Source organism: Variovorax sp. P4_B11 (genome assembly GCF_056402355.1).
Genome location: NZ_JBFUHO010000019.1, coordinates 1 through 15,646 on the forward strand (window position 1 = coordinate 1; position 15,646 = coordinate 15,646).

Sequence of the window (15,646 nt, forward strand, 5' to 3'; positions counted from 1 at the left end):
GGCCAAGGGGCCGTCTGCGGCGTTGCCCGCGCTTGCAAGGCGAAAGCCTTGCTGCGCGCGGGCGCCTTGCATCCAGCCCCTTGGCCCGGCAACGCGATCCCCGGAAGTAGTGTGAACAGGCCCTAGTACCCCGCCTTGCCGCCCTTGCGCCGGTTCGCGAACAATCCGGTCCCGCGCGCGCCCTGCTGGCGGAATCGCTCGCGCCGCGCCACCTTCGGGTCCACTGCGAGCGGACGGCACAGCTCGACGCGGTCGAGGTCGCTCACGCAGCGGGTCCATTCGACCGCCCGGCCCCAGATCCCCGGCGTCATCGCCTGCCAGTCCAGTCCCGGCAACGCCTGCGGCAGGCCGCTGGCGACCACCACCTCGCGCACCGTCGCGCCTTGCGCGACTTCGAGCTCCTGCTCGAAGACCTCGCGCGGCCGCGGCGAACAGGCGACAGTGACCCTCGGCATCACGCGACGCCGTAGACCTGCTCGGCGCGCTTCACGAAAGCCTCCACCAGGTTCGAGGCGATCTTGTCGAACACCGGGCCGACCAGCGCCTGGAGCGCGAAGTTGCTGAAGCCGTAGCTCAGGTTGAGCTCGACCCGGCAGGCCCGCTCGCCGTCTTCTCCGACCGGGGTGAAGGTCCAGACCCCATCGAGGTTCGAGAACGGCCCGTCGACCAGCTTCAGGTGCACCTCGCGGCCCGGCACATGGGTGTTTCGGGTGGTGAAGCTCTGGTGGAAGCCGCTGAACGCGAGGCCGACCTCGGCGGTCATGCCGTGTTCGCTCGCCTCGACGACTTTCGAGCGATCGCACCACGGCAGGAACTCGGGATACTTCGCCACATCGGTGACGAGCGCGTACATCTCTTCGGCGCTGTACCAGATAAGAACGGACTTGTGGACTGTTTTCATAGAATCGGCACCGCGTGCGCGACGGATTGTATTGAAGCCATGCAGCCCTCACCTGAAACACCATGGCCACCAAAAAGAAGCAAGACCCCTCCTCCCGCATCGCCGACAACAAGAAGGCCGCGTACAACTATTTCTTCGAAGAGCGCTTCGAGGCCGGCATGGTGCTCGAAGGCTGGGAGGTCAAGTCCCTGCGCGAGGGCAAGGTGCAGCTGACCGACGGCTACGTCGTGATCCGTGAAGGCGAGCTCTACGTGATCGGCTGCCAGATCAACCCGCTCAAGTCGGCCTCGACCCACGTCAACCCGGATTCGGTGCGCACCAAGAAGCTGCTGCTGCACAAGGAGCAGATCCGCCGCCTGATCGGAAAGATCGAGCAGAAGGGCTACACGCTGGTGCCGCTCAACCTTCACTGGAAGGCCGGCAAGGTCAAGTGCGAGATCGCCCTGGCCAAGGGCAAGGCCGAGCACGACAAGCGCGACACCATCAAGGACCGCGAAGGCAAGCGCGAGGTCGAGCGCGCCATGAAGAGCCGCAGCCGTTAAGGAATTTTTTTCGGAGCGATGGAATAAGCGCCCCGCCGGCGGCGTTCGTGCATCAGGTACATCACCCATGGATCCACGTTCCCTCGTCCCTCACATCCCGAGCCTGCGGCGCTACGCCCGCGCGCTGACCGGCGACGCCTGGGCGGCCGACGACCTGGTGCAGGACACGCTGGAGCGCGCCTGCCGCAAGTGGCGGCTCTGGAGCCTGGGGACCGACCTGCGGGCCTGGCTCTTCACGATCATGCACAACCAGTTCGCCAGCCAGATGCGGCGGGCACCGGCACGCGCCATGGTCGACATCGACGAGGCGGGGCATGAACTGCGCGCGGTCGACACCCAGCGCGACCAGGCGATCGACCTGCAGCGCTGCCTGCTGCTGCTGCCCGAGGACCAGCGCGCGGTGCTGCTGCTGGTCGCGCTCGAGGACCTGTCGTATGCCCAGGTGGCGAAGGTCCTCGGCATCCCGGCCGGCACCGTGATGTCGCGCCTGTCGCGGGCCCGCACCCGCCTGCAGGCCCTGATGGACGAGGCGCCTCCGGTCGCCGGCCGCACCGCCCTGCGCCGCCTCAAGTAACCGGCTGCCTGCCATGAACACCCCGCCTCCACCCCTCGACGACGACGATCCGCACGCCTGGCTGGCCCAGCGCGACGCCCTGCGCCAGCTGCATCGCGAGGTGCTCGACGAACCCGTGCCCGCGCCCCTGCTCGCGGCGGCGGGCGTCAGGGGCGGGCCGCGCCGCGCCGAAGCGCCATGGCTGCGCTGGGGCGGCATGGCGGCCGCCGTGCTGATCGCCTTCGGCGCCGGATGGATCGCCAATTCGCAGTGGCTGCGCGCGACCGGCGGCACCACGCGGCTGGCCCGCGCCGTGCCGGCGGCGCAGGAGTTCGTGCATGCGGCAGCGGTTGCGCATGCGGTCTACTCGCCCGAGAAGCGGCATCCGGTGGAGGTCGCCGCGGCCGAGCAGCAGCATCTGGTCCAGTGGCTCTCCAGGCGGCTCGACCGGCCCTTGAAACTGCCCGATCTGTCGGCCCAGGGCTACACGCTCGTCGGCGGCCGCCTGCTGCCGGGCAGCCAGGGGCCCAGGGCACAGTTCATGTTCGAGGGGGCAGGTGGCGAACGCGTGACGCTGTACATCGGCAGCCTCGACGGCGCCGCAGCCTCCAGGTCCGATGAAACCGCCTTCCGCTTCGCCACCGAGGGCCCGGTGCCGAGCTTCTACTGGGTCGATCGGGGCTTCGGCTACGCTCTGGCGGGCGCGCTTCCGCGCGATGCCTTGCTGGGACTCGCGACCGCCGTGTACCGTCAACTCGAAAGTGCCGGCGGCTAGACTGTCCGGGCTGCATTCCGATTTTTTTAACCGAAGGAGAAAAACTCATGAAACTGCTCAGCGCCTCGATTCTTGCCGTTGCCCTGCTCGCCGGCTGCGGCAGCATGTCCAGCAAGGCGCCGGACACGCCGACCCGCACCGCCGACGGCGTGCTGATCGGCCCCACCGGAATGACGCTCTACACCTTCGACCGCGACGTCGTTGGCAGCGGCAAGTCCGTCTGCAACGGACCTTGCATCACGGTCTGGCCGGCACTGAAGGTGGCCGACGCCGCCAAGCCGATGGGCCCCTACACGATCATCGTGCGCGACGACGGCACCAAGCAGTGGGCCTACAAGGGCGCTCCGCTCTACTACTGGTCGAAGGACACCAAGGCCGGCGACAAGACCGGTGACGGCTTCAACGGCGTCTGGAAGGTGGCTCGGCCCTGAGGCCATCAACGCGCCCGCGGGGCGCGTGCATGACGAAGGCTGGCGCCGGGCGCCGGCCTTTTTTTGGGGGCGGCTCAGAGCCCCGCAGTCAATGACTGGCGCGAGGCGTCGCGCCGCTCCCGCAGGCCCAGCAGTTCATTGAAGATTAGTGCGCCGATGACCAGCGCGCCGCCCGTCAGCACGCTCGGCTCCGGCTCCTCGCCGGCCCCGATCCAGGCCAGCGCGATGCCGAAGATCACTTCGAGCAGCGCCAGCAGCGCCACTTCGGGCGCCTTGAGCACGCGGGCGCACAACACCGACAAGACGCAGGGAATCGCCAGCTGGAACAGGCCCAGGAAGGCCAGCAGACCGAGGTCGTGTGCATTGGCCTGGAACGGCCAGGCCAGCGGCAGGGTGAGCAGCGTGGAGATCGCCGCACCGACCAGCACCGCGGGCACCAGGTCGACGTCATGGCCCTCGGCATGGGCATGCTGCACCACGGTCCAGTTGCAGGCGCCGGCCAGCGGCACGCACAGCGCCACCAGCGTGCCCAGCAGCTGCCCTTCGCCGAGCTGGGTGCCGTACATCCAGCCGATGCCGAGGCCCGCCACCACGATCGCGGCCCAGGTGCGCGCCGGCAGCCTGTGGCCGATGAAGATCCGTGCGCCGAGCGCCGTCAGCAGCGGGCCGAGCGCCATGGTGACCAGCACGTTGGCGACACTGGTCAAGGTGAGCGCGACCATGAAGGCCGTGAACATCACGCTCCAGCAGACGCCGGAGATCCACAGTTCCCGGCCGCCCCGGCGCACCTTCCCGAATACCGCGCGGCCCTGCCAGAGCGGCAGGATCACGAGCAGCGAGACCAGCGTGAAGAAGCTGCGCCAGAACGTGACCTCGAAGCTGCGCGCGTGCTCCAGATGGCGCGTGACGACCCCGGCCGTGGCCCACATCAAGGTGACGCAGACCATCAGCCAGACGGCACGCCCGTGGGTCAAGCCACGCCCGCTCATGGCCCTGGAGCGCTTACTCGCGCGAAGCGCGCTTGCGCTCGTGTTCCTTCAGGTAGCGCTTGCGCAGGCGCACGCTCTTGGGCGTGATCTCGACCAGTTCGTCGTCCTCGATGAACTCGACGCCGTATTCCAGCGTGAGTTCGATCGGCGGCGTGATCTTGATCGCGTCTTCCTTGCCCGAGACCCGGAAGTTGGTCAGCTGCTTGGTGCGCGTGGCGTTGACCACCAGATCGTTGTCGCGGCTGTGGATGCCGACGATCATGCCTTCGTACACCGGGTCGTTGGCGCGCACGAACATGCGGCCGCGGTCGTCGAGCTTGCCCAGCGCGTAGGTGAAGATCTCGCCGTCGTCCATCGAGATCAGCACGCCGTTCTTGCGGCTGCCGATCTCGCCCTTGAACGGTTCGTACTTGTCGAAGATGTTCGAGATCAGGCCCGAGCCGCGCGTCAGGTTCAGGAATTCGTTGGTGAAGCCGATCAGGCCCCGCGCCGGAATGCGGTACTCGAGGCGCACGCGGCCGCGGCCGTCCGGTTCCATGTTGACCAGTTCGCCCTTGCGTTCGCCCAGCGCCTGCATCACACCGCCCTGGTGCTGGTCTTCGATGTCGGCGGTGACCAGCTCGATCGGCTCGTGCTTGACGCCGTCGATCTCGCGGAACACCACGCGCGGCTTGGACACGGCCATCTCGAAGCCTTCGCGGCGCATGTTCTCCAGCAGGATGGTCAGGTGCAGTTCACCGCGGCCCATGACCTCGAAGATGCCTTCCTCGTCGGTCTCGCTCACGCGCAACGCCACGTTGTGCTGCAGTTCCTTCTGCAGGCGGTCCCAGATCTGGCGGCTGGTGACGTACTTGCCTTCGCGGCCGGCCAGCGGGCTGGTGTTGACGCAGAAGTTCATGGTCAGGGTCGGCTCGTCAACCTTCAACATCGGCAGCGGCGCCGGGTTCGAGGGGTCGGTCACGGTGACGCCGATGCCGATGTCGGCAATGCCGTTGATCAGCACGATCTCGCCCGGGCCGGCCTCGGTGGCCTGCACACGCTCCAGGCCCTGGAAGGTCAGCACCTGGTTGACACGGCCCTTGACGGCCTTGCCGTCCGGACCTTCCATCACCACCACGTCCATCATGGGCTTGATGGTGCCCTGGCTGATCCGGCCGACGCCGATGCGGCCGACGAAGGTCGAGAAGTCGAGGGCGGAGATCTGCAGCTGCAGCGGCGCGTTGGGGTCACCCATTTGCGACGGCACGTGATTCAGGATGGTGTCGAACAGGGCCGACATGTCGGGGCCCCACTGCTCGCCCTGGCCGCCTTCTTCGAGCGACGACCAGCCATTGATGCCCGAGGCATAGACCACGGGGAAGTCGAGCTGTTCGTCGGTCGCGCCGAGCTTGTCGAACAGGTCGAAGGCGGCATTCACCACGTAGTCGGGGCGGGCGCCGGGCTTGTCGACCTTGTTCACCACCAGGATCGGCTTGAGGCCGAGAGCCAGCGCCTTCTTGGTCACGAAGCGGGTCTGGGGCATCGGGCCTTCCTGGGCGTCGATCAGCAGCACCACGCCGTCGACCATGCTCAGCGCGCGCTCGACTTCACCGCCGAAGTCCGCGTGGCCGGGGGTGTCGACGATGTTGATGTGCGTGCCCTTCCAGGTCACGGCGCAGTTCTTGGCCAGGATCGTGATGCCGCGCTCTTTTTCGATCGCGTTGTTGTCCATCACGGTGTCGACCACTTTCTCGTGCTCGGCGAAGGTGCCGGACTGGCGCAGCAGCTGGTCGACCATCGTGGTCTTGCCATGGTCCACGTGGGCGATGATGGCGATATTGCGAATCTGTTGGGTCATGGTGTCGCTTCGGTCAAAAATAATGTCTGCTGGATTTCGATGGGGCTCAGCAGCCGCCCCGGGATCAGTTCGCCGGCCTTGACGTGGGCCGTGCCCAGGAAGGCTTCCGGCTGGTTGCCGAACACGGCCACGGCGGGCGCATCGGCCCAGTTGCCGCGCCGGCGCAGCCCGGACAGGAAGCGCCCGGCATCTTCGGCGCCGAGCGTGACGCGCGTGTGATCGGCCACCAGGGCCTCGGTCGGCAGCAGGCAGGCCAGCCGCTCGTCCTCGTTCATGGCTTCGAGGGCCTCGAGGGTCACGCATTGCGAAACTTCGAAACCGCCGGTCGCGGTGCGGCGCAGCGAAGTCAGATGGGCGCCACAACCCAGTGCCTCGCCGATGTCCTCGCCGAGCGTGCGAATGTAGGTGCCCTTGCTGACGGTCGCCTCGATGCGGATATCGATGTCCGACAGCGCCGCCAGGGCCAGCCTGTAGATCACGACATCGCGCGGTGCGCGTTCGATCTCGATGCCTTCGCGCGCGTACTCGTACAGCGCGCGGCCGTCCTTCTTGAGCGCGCTGTGCATCGGCGGCAGCTGGCGGATCGGGCCGGTGAACCGGGCCTGCACGCACGCCAGATCCTCCGCGCTCACGGCGACGGCCCGCTCGGCGATGACATCGCCCTCGGCATCGCCGGTGGCGGTCTTCACGCCCAGGCGCGCGCTCGCCTCATAGGTCTTGTCGGCGTCGAGATGGAGCTGGCTGAACTTGGTCGCCGAACCGAAGCACAGCGGCAAGACGCCGGTCGCGAGCGGATCGAGGGTGCCGGTGTGGCCCGCCTTTTCGGCGCGCAGCAACCACTTGGCCTTCTGCAAGGCCTGGTTGCTGGAGAGCCCCAGCGGTTTGTCGAGCAGCAACACCCCATGCACAGGGCGCCGCTGCACCCGTGTGCGTGGCGCGTTCATCTTCAGTCGTCTTTGGAACGAGAAGCGACGGCCTGCGCGATCAGCGCATTCATGTCGGCCGCACGTTCGGTCGTGCGGTCGAACTGGAAGTGCAGGGTCGGCACCGTGTGGATGTGCAGGCGCTTGAACAGGCCGTTGCGCAGGAAGCCCGCGGCCTGGTTCAAGGCTTCGGTGGTCTCGACCGGGTCGCCCACGAGCAGGCTGAAGAAGACCTTCGCGTGCGCGTAATCGGGCGTGACCTCGACCGCCTGGATCGTGACCATGCCCACCCGCGGGTCCTTGAGTTCGCGCGCGATCAGTTCCGTCAGATCGCGCTGGATCTGATCGGCCACCTTGAAGGCGCGGTTCGGGGCTGCGGCTTTTCGTTTGGGCATGGCCAGTTTCGCTTCGGTCGCTTACAGCGTCCGGGCGATTTCCTTGATCTCGAAGAACTCGAGGTGATCGCCCTCTTTGATGTCGTTGTAGTTCTTGAGCTTGATACCGCACTCGAAGCCTTCGCGCACTTCGCGCACGTCGTCCTTGAGGCGCTTGATCGAGTCGACTTCGCCGGTGTAGATCACGACGTTGTCGCGCAGCAGGCGGAAATGCGCGCTGCGGTTGACCGAGCCGGAGGTGACCATACAACCCGCGACCGTACCGATCTTGGAGGCCACGAACACGGTGCGGATCTCGGCCGAGCCGATGATCTCTTCGCGCCGCTCGGGAGCCAGCATGCCGGACATCGCGACCTTGATGTCGTCCACAGCGTCATAGATGATGCTGTAGTAGTGCAGCTGAACGCCGTTGCTCTCGGCCAGCTTGCGCGCACCGGCATCGGCCCGCACGTTGAAGCCGATCACGATGGCCTTCGAGGCGATCGCGAGGTTGATGTCGCTCTCGCTGATGCCGCCGACGCCGGCGTACACCATCTGCACCTTGACCTCTTCGGTCGCCAGCTTGAGCAGCGATTGCGCCAGTGCTTCCTGCGAACCCTGGACGTCGGCCTTGATGATGATCCGCAGCGTCTGCACTTCGCCGGCCGAGAGGTCGGTGAACATGTTCTGCAGGTTCGCGGCCTGGGCCTTCGCCAGCTTGGTGTTGCGGAACTTGCCGGCCCGGTAGGTGGCGATCTCGCGCGCACGGCGCTCGTCGGCCATCACCATGAACTCGTCGCCCGCTTGCGGCACTTCGGTCAGGCCCTGGATCTCGACCGGGATCGACGGACCCGCCGACTTGATGGTCTTGCCGTCCTCGTCGATCATGGCGCGCACGCGGCCATAGGTCGAGCCGGCCAGCACCACGTCGCCGGTCTTGAGGGTGCCGGACTGGACCAGCACCGTCGCCACCGGGCCACGGCCCTTGTCGAGCTGGGCTTCGATGACCAGGCCCTTGGCGGCGGCATCGACCGGCGCCTTGAGTTCCAGCACTTCGGCCTGCAGCAGCACCTGCTCGAGCAGGCTGTCGACGCCCTGCCCCGTCTTGGCGGAGACCGGCACGAAGGGCACATCGCCGCCGTACTCTTCAGGCACGACTTCTTCGGCGACCAGCTCCTGCTTGACGCGGTCGAGGTTGGCATCGGGCTTGTCGATCTTGTTGATCGCGACCACGATCGGCACACCTGCCGCCTTTGCGTGCTTGATGGCTTCCTTGGTCTGCGGCATGACGCCGTCGTCGGCCGCGACCACCAGGATCACGATGTCGGTGGCCTGCGCACCGCGGGCACGCATGGCGGTGAACGCCTCGTGGCCCGGGGTGTCGAGGAAGGACACCATGCCGCGGTCGGTCAGGACGTGGTACGCCCCGATGTGCTGCGTGATGCCGCCGGCTTCGCCCGCGGCCACCTTGGCGCGGCGGATGTAGTCCAGCAGCGAGGTCTTGCCGTGGTCGACGTGGCCCATGACGGTCACGACCGGAGCGCGCGGCAGGGCTTCGGCCTGCTGAGCCGACACGTCGTCGTCGGTGAAGGCTTCCGGGTCGTCGAGCGCGGCGACCACCGCGTTGTGGCCCATTTCCTCCACGATGATCATCGCGGTGTCCTGGTCGAGCGACTGGTTGATGGTCGCCATCTGGCCGAGCTTCATCAGTTGCTTGATGACCTCGCCCGCCTTGACGGCCATCTTGTGCGCGAGCTCCGACACCGTGATGGTTTCGGGCACGTGCACTTCGAGGATGCGCGCCTCGACCGGTGCCGCCGGCATGCGCTCTTCGTGGCCTCCGCGATCGTTGCCGCGACGGCCACGCGGGCCTCCGCGCCAGTTGCCACGGCCGACACCGCCGCTGGCATCGCCGCGGGTCTTGATTTCCTTCTTCTTGGCCGTGTCGCCAGCCCAGCTCGAGGAGAGCTTGGCGGACTTGACTTCCTTGCCGGCGCCGGCGCCGGGCGCGGCAGCGGTGCCCGGTGCAGCGGGCGCACCCGGCCGGGCCGGCGGTGCGGTCGGCTTGTGCAGCGTGCCCTTGACGGCCGCCTTCTCGGGCGCCGGCTTCTCGGGCGCCTTGTGCGGCACCAGCACGCGCGCCGGTGCATTCATCATGGCGCGGATGGCCTCGGCTTCAGCCAGCGCCTTGCGGCGGCGTTCGTCGAGGTCCTTGGCACGGGCGGCTTCTTCGTCGGCGCGGGCCTTCGATTCGGCGGCGGCCTTGGCCTTGGCATCGTCCTTGGCCTGCGTCGCGGCCGCCTCGGCAGCCGCCTTGCGGTCGGTCACGGCCGGGGCCTCTTCAGGCGCTTCGGGCGCACCTTCGGTCACGGTGGCGGCCGCGGCGGCCTCGGACGCCTTCTTGCTGGCGGCCTTCGCCTCCTGCTCGGCACGCTCGGCGCGCTCGAGCTTCTCGCGCTCGCGGGCTTCGGTTTCTTCGCGCAGGCGGCGCTTCTCGGCCAGTTCTTCTTCCTGGCGGCGGATCAATTCGGCCTGGCGGCGGGCGTCTTCCTCGCGGCGGGCGAGCTCGGCTTCGTCGATCCGGGGTGCTGCGGGCGCTGCAGCGGCGGGCGCCTCGGCCTCGGCGGCTGCGCTCGCCTCCGGCACGGCGGGATGGCCCTCGTCGCGCTGGATGAAGGTTCGCTTCTTGCGCACTTCGACCTGGATGGTGCGGGCGCGTCCGGTGGCGTCGGCCTGCTTGATCTCGCTGGTCGACTTCTTGGTCAGCGTGATCTTCTTGCGCTCGGGCTCGACCGTGCCGTGGCTGGCCTTCAGGAAGCCGAGCAGGCGCTGCTTGTCGGCCTCGCTGAGCGCGTCGGTGACGGCCTGCTTGGGCACGCCTGCGCTCTTGAGCTGGTCAAGCAAGGTTTCGGGAGTCTTCTTGAGTTCGTTCGCGAACTCGGCGACAGTGGTACTGGACATATTGGTTTCGTGCCTCCATGACCGTCACTCTTGGCCGGCGAACCAATGTTCGCGGGCTTTCAAGATCAGGTTCTTGGCCTCATCGGCGCTTTGGCCGGTGATTTCGGTGAGTTCATCGACCGCGAGGTCGGCCAGGTCGTCACGGGTGTGCACACCCGCCTCGGCCAATTTGGGAATCAGGGCCGGGTCGAGGCCGGCGAGGTCGCGCAGATCCTGCGAAACGCTCTCGACGTCCTCTTCACGGGCGATCTCCGCCGTCAACAACGCATCCTTGGCGCGCGAACGCAGCTCATTGATGGTGTCTTCGTCGAAGCTCTCGATCTCGAGCAGCTCGGAGATCGGCACGTAGGCCACTTCCTCGAGGCTGGTGAAACCTTCGGAGATCAGGATGTCGGCGATTTCCTCGTCGACGTCGAGCTTCTCCATGAACAGCTTGCGGCTGGCATCGGTTTCGGTCGCCTGCTTCTGGGCCGACTCGTTGGCGTCCATGATGTTGATCTTCCAGCCGGTCAGGTCGGAGGCGAGCCTCACGTTCTGGCCGCCACGGCCGATCGCGATCGCGAGGTTTTCCTCGTCGACCACCACGTCCATTGCATGCTTCTCTTCGTCGACCACGATCGACGACACGTTGGCCGGCGCCAGGGCGCCGATCACGAACTGGGCCGGGTCCTCGCTCCACAGCACGATGTCGACGCGCTCGCCGGCGAGCTCATTGGTCACCGCATTGACCCGGGTGCCACGCACGCCGACGCAGGTACCGATCGGATCGACCCGCTTGTCGTGCGAGAGCACCGCGATCTTGGCGCGCGAACCGGGGTCGCGGGCGCAGCTCTTGATTTCGAGCAGGCCTTGCTCGATCTCGGGCACTTCCTGGCGGAACAGCTCGATCATGAACTCGGGCGCCGAACGCGACAGGATGATCGGCGCGCCGCGCAGGGTCAGGTCGACCTCCATGATCATGGCCCGCACGCGGTCGCCGTTGCGCAGGTTTTCCTTGGCGATCATCTCGCTGCGGCGGAGGCGCCCTTCGACCCTGCCCGCTTCGACGATGATGTCGCCCTTGTCCAGGCGCTTGACGGTGCCGGTGAAGATCCTCTCGCCGCGCGACATGAAGTCGTTGAGCAGCATCTCGCGCTCGGCGTCGCGGATCTTCTGCAGGATCACCTGCTTGGCGGCCATGGCGCCGATGCGGCCGATCGGCACCGAATCCACCGATTCCTCGATGTACTCGTCGAGCTCGATGTCGGGCATCTCTTCCTTGGCTTCGAACAGCAGGATTTCCTGGTCGGGCAGCTGCAGGCCGGCTTCGTCCGGAACCACGTGCCAGCGGCGGAAGGTCTCGTAGTCGCCACTGTCACGGTCGACGGCGACGCGAATGTCCACATCGCCCTGGTAGAGCTTCTTGGTGGCTTGCGCCAGGGCGGATTCGACCGCGCCGAAGACGACGTCGCGCTCGACGTTCTTCTCGCGCGAGATCGCATCCACCAACATCAACATTTCGCGATTCATGCCACCACTCTCCTCGTTCAGTCCGACACCGCGGTGCCGGGTTTTGGCCTGCGCCCATTGAAATCCACTATCGGGGCGAGCCGCGCTTCGCGCAACTCGTCCAATGCAAAGCCCAGTGCCTGCAACGGGGCAGGCACGCGCTTCTTGCTGATCTTCTGGCCGGGCTTCGCGGCCGGCTCCTCGCTCCAGACGATCTGCCATCCGGGCGTACCGTCTGCGGCTGCGACGCGCTCCAGCGTGCCGCGAAATTTCTTGCGATTGGCCGCCACCTGGCCCGCCGCCGCCGCACCCATCGGCGCCTTCAGCGTGATGTCGATCACTTCGCCGACAAAACGCTCGAAATCCTGTTCGTTGCGCAACGGCCGGTCGATACCCGGCGACGACACCTCGAGCCGCTTGTATTCGGCGCCATCGACCTCGAGCGCAAACTGCAGCTGCCGCGTGACCTTCTCGCAATCCTCGACCGTGATGAAAGGCTCCGGCATTCCTGCGGCGGCCGCTTCCAAGTTGGGGCCGGCCCAGGGCAAATCAATCGTGACGCGCAGCAATCCCCCGGCCGAGCGTTCGATCTCGACCAGGTCGTAGCCGAGCCCGGCCACGGTTTGTTCCACTGTCTGCTGCAATGCCACGTGTCTTTGTTCGCCTTTGAGTTCAACCGATGCCGCCGCGCTCCCCGCGCTCCGAACGCGCCAGCCGCATCGAAAATGCTTCGACCAATAAAAAACGGGCGGTTGGTACCCGCCCGTTTGGTCGTGAGCCTCGAATTATATGCCAAATTCGTTACAGAAACAGGGGTTTCTACGGCCTCCGAACCGTTTTGGCGGCTGCGGAACGCCACCAAACCATTGCAAAAAGCAACGCACCGACGGCCAGCGCCGCGGCGGCGACCAGCAGGGGCGCGGCGAACGATCCGCTCCGCTGGGCCAGCGGAGCGGCGAACAGGGGCCCCAGGATCTGGCCGACGCCGTAGGAGGCGGTCGCATAGCCGATCAGGCCGGCCGATGCGTTGCCTCGTAAGCGGCGCGCATCCCGCATTGCAAAAAGGGTGATGGCCGTGAACGGCATGCCCAGCAGCAGGCTGCCGAGGCCGAAACCCCAGATCGTCGGCCAGGCCACCGACAGCACGACCCCGAGCGCCTGCAGCGCATAGGCGACCGCGAGCAGCAGCCGATTGTCCCAGTGGACCGGCGCCCGCGCGCCGATCAGCGCGCCGGGAACGATCGCCAGTCCGAACAGCGGCCAGAAGAAGTCCGGCCACGGCGAGCCGGGCAGCGCCTGCCGGGCGATCACCGGCAGGAAGGTCGCGGTGATGATGTAGCCGAAGCCCGCCAGGCCGTAGAGGCCGACCAGCCAGCGGGCGTCGCGGCGCGCCACCGCCGATGCGGCGGCCGATGGTGCAGCGCTCGGCGCCGCCGAGGCGCCGGCCGGCGCCGATTCGCCATCGCCGAAAATGCGCCAGATCACGGCGATCAGCGCCAGCGACAGCAGGCCGAAGCCGATCCAGCCGGCCTCCGAACCCCAGCGCCCCAGTGCGCCGCCAAGCAGGCCGGTCGCCGCGATCCCGATGCCGGGCCCGGTGTAGATCACGCCGGCCAGTGCCGGCGCGCCGGTTTCCGCCAGGCGACGCAGGCCCCAGCCGGAGGCGAAGACGAAAGTCCAGGCGCTCATGACACCCGCCGCGGTGCGCAGCACGCCCCACCACGTGAATCCCTGCAGCAAGCCCATGCCGAGCAGCAGCGCCGCAGTGGCGACGAGGCCGCCACGCACCATGCTGGCGGGCTTGACGCGGATCGCCGCGCAGCTGACGGCACCCAGGAAGTAGCCCAGGTAGTTGAGCGACGCCAGCACGCCGCCGGCCTGCAGGTCGAGCTTGCCCTCGTGCAGCATGACCGGCAGCATCGGCGTGAAGGCGAAGCGCCCGAGGCCCATGGCAACGGCCAGTGTCACCATGCAGGCCAGCGCTGCGCGCCAGGCGGCGTGCCTGTCGTAGCCGGTCAACGACATTTCATTCCTTTGTTCTAGTCAGTTGAGGACAGAGCAAAAACTGCTTCGCAGTTTCTTGATCTGTCCCGCAAGGTTTCAGGTGAGTTGAGGACAGAGCAAAAACTGCTTCGCAGTTTCTTGATCTGTCCCGCAAGGTTTCAGAAGGTCGAGGACAGAGCAAAACTGCTGCGCAGTTCTTGGTCTGTCCCGCAAGGTCTCAGCTTGCCAGGGCCGCGGCCACCAGCTTCTGCGTATAGGGATGCTCGGGGGCATCGAGCACGCGCTCGACCGGCCCCGATTCGAGAATGGCGCCGTCCTTCATCACGATGACCTGGTGCGCCATGGCCCGGATCACCTCGACGTCGTGGGTGATCAGCAAGTAGCTCAGCCCGCGCTCGCGCTGCAGCCTCTGCAGCAGGCCCAGCACCTGCTTCTGGATCGTGACGTCGAGCGCGCTGGTCGGCTCGTCGAGCACCAGCAGCTTCGGGTCGACGATCAGGGCCCGCGCGATCGCCAGCCGCTGACGCTGGCCGCCCGAGAACTCGTGCGGATAGCGGTCGAGCAACGACGGAAAGTGGGCCTCGCTCAGGCCGACGTCGGCCAGCGCGGTCAATGCCCGGTCGCGGCGGGCGCGGGCGTCCAGTTCCGGCGCATGCACCGTGAGGCCTTCGCCGACGATCTGCTCGACCGTCATGCGCGGCGACAGCGATGAGAACGGATCCTGGAAGACCACCTGCATCAGCCGGCGCAGTTCGCGGTCGCTGCGGCCGCCCGCGGCCCACTGCCGCCCCGCGACGGCCAGGCGTCCCTGGTGCTTCAGGAGCCCGAGCGCCGCCAGGGCCAGCGTCGACTTGCCCGATCCCGATTCACCGACGACGCCGAGCGTCTGGCCCGGCGCGATGCGGAAGTCGGCGCCCTGCACGGCCACGAACTCGCCCTTGGTGAACCAGCCCTTGATGCCGGGGCGCGGCACCGGATAGATCACGCGCAGCCCGGCGGCCTCGAGCACCGGCGGCGCCTGCGGGTCGACCGCCACCGGAGCGACATCCCGGGTCGGGCGGCTGTCGATCAGCTTTCGCGTGTAGGGGTGCCGCGGCGCATCGAACACCGCGGCCACCGGGCCCTGCTCGACGAGGTGGCCGTTCTCCATCACGGCCACGCGATCGGCAAAACGGCGCACCAGGTTCAGGTCGTGCGTGATCAGCAGCACCGCCATGCCGTGCTTGCGCTGCAGTTCGGTCAGCAGGTCGAGGATTTGCGCGCGCACGGTGACGTCGAGCGCGGTGGTGGGTTCGTCGGCCATCAGCAGGCGCGGTTTGCAGGCCAGGGCCATCGCGATCATCGCGCGCTGGCGCTGGCCGCCGGAGAGCTGGTGCGGGAACGCCCGCGCCCGCCGCGCCGGCTCGGGAATGCCGGTGTCGGCCAGCAACTGCACGGCCGCCTCGCGCGCCGCGTTCGCCGACAGGCCCTGGTGCAGCTCGAGCACCTCGGCGATCTGGTCGCCGACCGGATAGAGCGCATTCAGCGCGGTCATCGGCTCCTGGAAGATCATCGCGATCTCCTTGCCGCGGATGCCGCGCAATTGCCGCTCGGGCAGCGCCAGCAGTTCGCGCACCGCGCCGCCGCCCTCCCCTGCGAATGTCGCGCGCCCCGACAACTGCGCGTTCTGCGCCAGGCGCAGCAGGCTCAAGGCAGTCACCGTCTTGCCGGAGCCCGACTCGCCCACCAGCGCAAGCTTCTCGCCCGGCGCGATATCGAAGTCGATGCCGTGCACGACTTCCTTGCCGGAAAAGGAGGCGCTCAGGCCGCGCACGCTCAGGAGTGCCTCGCTCATAAGGCAACCTCCGTGCTTCGCACTGCGGTGCGAG

Annotated in this window: 15 protein-coding genes; 4 read left to right on the forward strand and 11 right to left on the reverse strand. The window is 67.4% G+C overall.

From position 1 onward, the window contains the following. Window positions 1-122: 122 nt before the first annotated feature. Both AC1DYD_RS18020 and AC1DYD_RS18025 read right to left on the reverse strand, forming a co-directional pair. Window positions 123-455 carry an RnfH family protein gene (locus AC1DYD_RS18020; protein ID WP_478174115.1) on the reverse strand — a complete coding sequence of 111 codons (333 nt, stop codon included), beginning with the start codon at window positions 453-455 and terminating at the stop codon, window positions 123-125. After that, window positions 455-901, reverse strand: a complete 447-nt coding sequence (locus AC1DYD_RS18025; RefSeq protein ID WP_478174116.1) for a type II toxin-antitoxin system RatA family toxin — start codon at window positions 899-901, stop codon at window positions 455-457. The genes AC1DYD_RS18020 and AC1DYD_RS18025 overlap by 1 nt, the downstream gene beginning before the upstream one ends. Window positions 902-963: 62 nt before the next feature. On the opposite strand from AC1DYD_RS18025, the gene smpB reads away from it, so the two are divergent. From smpB to AC1DYD_RS18045, 4 genes are all read left to right on the forward strand, one after another. Continuing rightward, window positions 964-1,443 (forward strand): SsrA-binding protein SmpB, encoded by a 480-nt coding sequence (smpB, locus tag AC1DYD_RS18030; protein WP_478174117.1) that lies wholly within the window; start codon window positions 964-966, stop codon window positions 1,441-1,443. A 67-nt stretch (window positions 1,444-1,510) separates the two neighbouring features. After that, entirely contained in the window at window positions 1,511-2,017 is a 507-nt protein-coding gene (locus AC1DYD_RS18035) for a sigma-70 family RNA polymerase sigma factor (protein ID WP_478174118.1), read from the forward strand. 13 nt (window positions 2,018-2,030) lie between these two features. Then, complete coding sequence (locus tag AC1DYD_RS18040; protein WP_478174119.1) at window positions 2,031-2,771, forward strand: anti-sigma factor family protein; 741 nt, start codon at window positions 2,031-2,033, stop codon at window positions 2,769-2,771. Window positions 2,772-2,818: 47 nt separating this feature from the next. Beyond that, window positions 2,819-3,202 carry a COG4315 family predicted lipoprotein gene (locus AC1DYD_RS18045; RefSeq protein ID WP_478174120.1) on the forward strand — a complete coding sequence of 128 codons (384 nt, stop codon included), beginning with the start codon at window positions 2,819-2,821 and terminating at the stop codon, window positions 3,200-3,202. A 74-nt stretch (window positions 3,203-3,276) separates the two neighbouring features. Here the strand turns inward: AC1DYD_RS18045 and AC1DYD_RS18050 are convergent, their stop codons facing one another. From AC1DYD_RS18050 to AC1DYD_RS18090, 9 genes are all read right to left on the reverse strand, one after another. After that, window positions 3,277-4,191, reverse strand: a complete 915-nt coding sequence (locus AC1DYD_RS18050; RefSeq protein WP_478174121.1) for a DMT family transporter — start codon at window positions 4,189-4,191, stop codon at window positions 3,277-3,279. A 13-nt stretch (window positions 4,192-4,204) separates the two neighbouring features. Continuing rightward, window positions 4,205-6,028 (reverse strand): translational GTPase TypA, encoded by a 1,824-nt coding sequence (typA, locus tag AC1DYD_RS18055; protein WP_478174122.1) that lies wholly within the window; start codon window positions 6,026-6,028, stop codon window positions 4,205-4,207. After that, window positions 6,025-6,972, reverse strand: a complete 948-nt coding sequence (truB, locus tag AC1DYD_RS18060) for a tRNA pseudouridine(55) synthase TruB (protein WP_478174123.1) — start codon at window positions 6,970-6,972, stop codon at window positions 6,025-6,027. The genes typA and truB overlap by 4 nt, the downstream gene beginning before the upstream one ends. A gap of 2 nt (window positions 6,973-6,974) precedes the next feature. Continuing rightward, complete coding sequence (gene rbfA, locus AC1DYD_RS18065; protein ID WP_093107543.1) at window positions 6,975-7,346, reverse strand: 30S ribosome-binding factor RbfA; 372 nt, start codon at window positions 7,344-7,346, stop codon at window positions 6,975-6,977. 21 nt (window positions 7,347-7,367) lie between these two features. Further along, window positions 7,368-10,286, reverse strand: a complete 2,919-nt coding sequence (gene infB, locus AC1DYD_RS18070; RefSeq protein WP_478174124.1) for a translation initiation factor IF-2 — start codon at window positions 10,284-10,286, stop codon at window positions 7,368-7,370. Between the two features lie 24 nt (window positions 10,287-10,310). Then, entirely contained in the window at window positions 10,311-11,795 is a 1,485-nt protein-coding gene (nusA, locus tag AC1DYD_RS18075; protein ID WP_478174125.1) for a transcription termination factor NusA, read from the reverse strand. A gap of 17 nt (window positions 11,796-11,812) precedes the next feature. Beyond that, on the reverse strand, window positions 11,813-12,424 hold the full coding sequence (gene rimP, locus AC1DYD_RS18080; protein ID WP_478174126.1) for a ribosome maturation factor RimP: 612 nt from the start codon (window positions 12,422-12,424) through the stop codon (window positions 11,813-11,815). A gap of 169 nt (window positions 12,425-12,593) precedes the next feature. Continuing rightward, complete coding sequence (locus tag AC1DYD_RS18085) at window positions 12,594-13,799, reverse strand: YbfB/YjiJ family MFS transporter (RefSeq protein ID WP_478174127.1); 1,206 nt, start codon at window positions 13,797-13,799, stop codon at window positions 12,594-12,596. A 196-nt stretch (window positions 13,800-13,995) separates the two neighbouring features. Continuing rightward, window positions 13,996-15,612 carry an ABC transporter ATP-binding protein gene (locus AC1DYD_RS18090; RefSeq protein WP_478174128.1) on the reverse strand — a complete coding sequence of 539 codons (1,617 nt, stop codon included), beginning with the start codon at window positions 15,610-15,612 and terminating at the stop codon, window positions 13,996-13,998. Between the last annotated feature and the right edge of the window lie 34 nt (window positions 15,613-15,646).

Excerpts from the sequence above, each read along its gene's own strand:
- AC1DYD_RS18020 (WP_478174115.1), bottom strand. The coding sequence starts at position 455 with ATGCCGAGGGTCACTGTCGCCTGTTCGCCGCGGCCGCGCGAGGTCTTC.
- AC1DYD_RS18025 (WP_478174116.1), bottom strand. The coding sequence starts at position 901 with ATGAAAACAGTCCACAAGTCCGTTCTTATCTGGTACAGCGCCGAAGAG.
- smpB (WP_478174117.1), top strand. The coding sequence starts at position 964 with ATGGCCACCAAAAAGAAGCAAGACCCCTCCTCCCGCATCGCCGACAAC.
- AC1DYD_RS18035 (WP_478174118.1), top strand. The coding sequence starts at position 1,511 with ATGGATCCACGTTCCCTCGTCCCTCACATCCCGAGCCTGCGGCGCTAC.
- AC1DYD_RS18040 (WP_478174119.1), top strand. The coding sequence starts at position 2,031 with ATGAACACCCCGCCTCCACCCCTCGACGACGACGATCCGCACGCCTGG.
- AC1DYD_RS18045 (WP_478174120.1), top strand. The coding sequence starts at position 2,819 with ATGAAACTGCTCAGCGCCTCGATTCTTGCCGTTGCCCTGCTCGCCGGC.
- AC1DYD_RS18050 (WP_478174121.1), bottom strand. The coding sequence starts at position 4,191 with ATGAGCGGGCGTGGCTTGACCCACGGGCGTGCCGTCTGGCTGATGGTC.
- typA (WP_478174122.1), bottom strand. The coding sequence starts at position 6,028 with ATGACCCAACAGATTCGCAATATCGCCATCATCGCCCACGTGGACCAT.
- truB (WP_478174123.1), bottom strand. The coding sequence starts at position 6,972 with ATGAACGCGCCACGCACACGGGTGCAGCGGCGCCCTGTGCATGGGGTG.
- rbfA (WP_093107543.1), bottom strand. The coding sequence starts at position 7,346 with ATGCCCAAACGAAAAGCCGCAGCCCCGAACCGCGCCTTCAAGGTGGCC.
- infB (WP_478174124.1), bottom strand. The coding sequence starts at position 10,286 with ATGTCCAGTACCACTGTCGCCGAGTTCGCGAACGAACTCAAGAAGACT.
- nusA (WP_478174125.1), bottom strand. The coding sequence starts at position 11,795 with ATGAATCGCGAAATGTTGATGTTGGTGGATGCGATCTCGCGCGAGAAG.
- AC1DYD_RS18085 (WP_478174127.1), bottom strand. The coding sequence starts at position 13,799 with ATGTCGTTGACCGGCTACGACAGGCACGCCGCCTGGCGCGCAGCGCTG.
- AC1DYD_RS18090 (WP_478174128.1), bottom strand. The coding sequence starts at position 15,612 with ATGAGCGAGGCACTCCTGAGCGTGCGCGGCCTGAGCGCCTCCTTTTCC.